Source organism: Rhizobium sp. BK661 (assembly GCF_024808825.1).
Taxonomy (GTDB): Bacteria; Pseudomonadota; Alphaproteobacteria; order Rhizobiales; family Rhizobiaceae; genus Rhizobium.
The window spans coordinates 2,501-6,156 of record NZ_JANTYT010000049.1 but is presented as its reverse complement, the minus strand read 5'-3'; the positions used below and the strand labels follow the sequence as shown (position 1 = coordinate 6,156).

Here is a 3,656-nt window from a genome sequence, read left to right as displayed (position 1 = left end):
CCGGAGCAAAACCCTATGGGTTTTGTCTCCTGTAAGGGACGCACCATTATATGTCTGGTGAATGCCCTCAAATTTCAGTCGGCCGATTATAGCAGAAAGGACCGCTTTAGGCGGCCCTTTTGTTTCGGCCTGGGCCGTTTTCGTTCAGAGAAGATTTTTTGTTGCGCTTGGCAGACCTGGCAGCGACCGACTCTCCCGCGTCTTAAGACGAAGTACCATAGGCGCTGGGGCGTTTCACGGCCGTGTTCGGAATGGGAACGGGTGCAGCCGCCCCGCCATAACCACCAGGTCAGCGAAGCGCAACAAATTGAGAAGCTGGCAGGCATTCGCCTGTTTTCTTTTAAACACGTCTAGGCGTCATTTCTGTCTGATGACAGTCATGAGCATTGATCAATGAGAACGATCAAGCCAATCGAGCTATTAGTACCGGTAAGCTTCACACATTGCTGCGCTTCCACACCCGGCCTATCAACGTGGTCGTCTTCCACGGCTCTGATAGGGAATACTCGTTTTCAGGTTGGTTTCCCGCTTAGATGCCTTCAGCGGTTATCCATTCCATATGTAGCTACCCTGCTATGCCGTTGGCACGACAACAGGTCCACCAGAGATATGTCCATCCCGGTCCTCTCGTACTAGGGACAGATCCTGTCAATATTCCTACACCCACGGCAGATAGGGACCGAACTGTCTCACGACGTTCTGAACCCAACTCACGTACCGCTTTAAATGGCGAACAGCCATACCCTTGGGACCTGCTCCAGCCCCAGGATGCGATGAGTCGACATCGAGGTGCCAAACAACCCCGTCGATATGGACTCTTGGGGGTCATCAGCCTGTTATCCCCGGCGTACCTTTTATCCGTTGAGCGATGGCCCTTCCACGCGGGACCACCGGATCACTATGACCGACTTTCGTCTCTGCTCGACTTGTCAGTCTCGCAGTCAGGCGGGCTTATGCCATTGCACTCGACGACCGATTTCCGACCGGTCTGAGCCCACCATCGCGCGCCTCCGTTACTCTTTCGGAGGCGACCGCCCCAGTCAAACTACCCACCATACACTGTCCCGGATCCGGATAACGGACCGCGGTTAGACATCCATGACGATAAGGGTGGTATTTCAAGGATGGCTCCACGGAAACTGGCGTCCCCGCTTCAAAGCCTACCACCTATCCTACACATGCCGACACGAATGCCAGTGTAAAGCTATAGTAAAGGTGCACGGGGTCTTTCCGTCTGACCGCAGGAACCCCGCATCTTCACGGGGAATTCAATTTCACTGAGTCTATGTTGGAGACAGCGGGGAAGTCGTTACGCCATTCGTGCAGGTCGGAACTTACCCGACAAGGAATTTCGCTACCTTAGGACCGTTATAGTTACGGCCGCCGTTTACTGGGGCTTCGATTCAAAGCTTGCACCTCTCCTCTTAACCTTCCAGCACCGGGCAGGCGTCAGACCCTATACGTCGTCTTGCGACTTCGCAGAGCCCTGTGTTTTTGATAAACAGTCGCTACCCCCTGGTCTGTGCCACCCCACCACACTTGCGTGCGAAGGGGTCACGCTTCTTCCGAAGTTACGCGTGCAATTTGCCGAGTTCCTTCAACATAGTTCTCTCAAGCGCCTTGGTATACTCTACCTGACCACCTGTGTCGGTTTCGGGTACGGTCTATACGGTGGAGCTATTTCCTGGAACCGCGTCCCTGCAAGATCAATCCAATAAGACCTTACAAGTTGAGCAATCCGTCACTACCACCAGGCCCACGAATATTAACGTGGTTCCCATCGACTACGCGTGTCCGCCTCGTCTTAGGGGCCGGCTAACCCTGCTCAGATTAACTTTAAGCAGGAACCCTTGGTCTTTCGGCGAGAGGGTCTCTCACCCTCTTTATCGTTACTCATGTCAACATTCGCACTTCCGATACCTCCAGGACCCCTCACGGGTATCCCTTCACAGGCTTACGGAACGCTCCGCTACCACTGCGGTAACCCGAAGGTTACTACAATCCTCAGCTTCGGTGCATGGCTTCAGCCCCGTTACATTTTCGGCGCAAAGACCCTTATTTAGACCAGTGAGCTGTTACGCTTTCTTTAAATGATGGCTGCTTCTAAGCCAACATCCTGGTTGTTTTGGGATCCTCACATCCTTTCCCACTTAGCCATGACTTGGGGACCTTAGCTGGAGGTTAGGGTTGTTGCCCTTTTCACGACGGACGTTAGCACCCGCCGTGTGTCTGCCGACTAGTACTCCCCGGTATTCGGAGTTTGGTTAGGATCAGTAAGACGGTGAGTCCCCATAGCCCATCCAGTGCTCTACCCCCGGGGGTATTCGGTCGACGCTCTACCTAAATAGATTTCGCGGAGAACCAGCTATTTCCGAGTTTGATTGGCCTTTCACCCCTAGCCACAAGTCATCCCAATCTATTGCAACAGATGCGGGTTCGGTCCTCCAGTTGGTGTTACCCAACCTTCAACCTGCTCATGGCTAGATCACTCGGTTTCGGGTCTAATGCAACTAACTAAATCGCCCTATTCAGACTCGCTTTCGCTTCGCCTACACCTACCGGCTTAAGCTTGCTAGTTACACTAAGTCGTTGACCCATTATACAAAAGGTACGCCGTCACCCTTGCGGGCTCCGACTGTTTGTAGGCATCCGGTTTCAGGTTCTATTTCACTCCCCTTGTCGGGGTGCTTTTCACCTTTCCCTCACGGTACTTGTTCGCTATCGGTCATGCACGAGTACTTAGGCTTGGAGAGTGGTCTCCCCATGTTCAGACAGGATTTCACGTGCCCCGCCCTACTCTAGGACATTGAAAGTGTTTACGCGTACGGGGCTGTCACCCACTACGGCCAAGCTTTCCAGCTTGTTCCACTTTAACTTCCAATGCCACTGGCCTGGTCCGCGTTCGCTCGCCACTACTTGCGGAGTCTCGGTTGATGTCCTTTCCTGCAGGTACTTAGATGTTTCAGTTCCCTGCGTTCGCTTCTTACACCCTATTTTATTCAGGTGCAGATACCTTATCACAATGCTTGGAAACCTAAGCCGTACCGAAGCACAACTTAGATTTTCCAAGCATTTAAGGTGGGTTTCCCCATTCGGAGATCCATGGATCAAAGCTTATTCGCAGCTCCCCACGGCTTTTCGCAGCGTATCACGTCCTTCATCGCCTGTGCATGCCAAGGCATCCACCAAATGCCCTTACGACACTTAATCGTTCTCATTGCCAATGCTCATCATCTCGCTGCTCGCATCCCTAAGGAAACGGCAACAGACCGGGTTACCTTTTACAACCCAGTCAATCCAACAATGCCATCGACGTGTTCGACCTGATTGCTTTATTCGAGCTACGCCGAGCAGCTCGCTTGCATCAGGTCTTAAGACCAGCTTCTCGAGATTAAATCCGGTACCGCGCGGTCAGGCAACGGTAATCAGACCAGCCATCAGACAGCACCCGAAGGCACCGAACAATGGTCAATCCTGACGACAGGCTTCCTTCCTACCTCCAGTCCCTCCACCAGATCCGGCCGACTAAGCCATCCTTGGTTTCAACAGAACTGGGCTCGGACGCCAAGTTAAACCCAAAAGGGTAAAACCCAACACCTGGAAGCCTCCAGATCAATCTTCTCTTCACGATATATGCAGAACAGGCATCCAGCTTA

The 3,656-nt window shown here is 52.8% G+C and carries 2 rRNA genes; both read right to left on the bottom strand.

Annotated features, from left to right (window positions below):
• Positions 1-174 precede the first annotated feature (174 nt).
• Positions 175-289 (bottom strand): 5S ribosomal RNA (rrf, locus tag FHX16_RS31285).
• 110 nt (positions 290-399) lie between these two features.
• Positions 400-3,210 (bottom strand): 23S ribosomal RNA (locus FHX16_RS31280).
• Positions 3,211-3,656 lie beyond the last annotated feature (446 nt).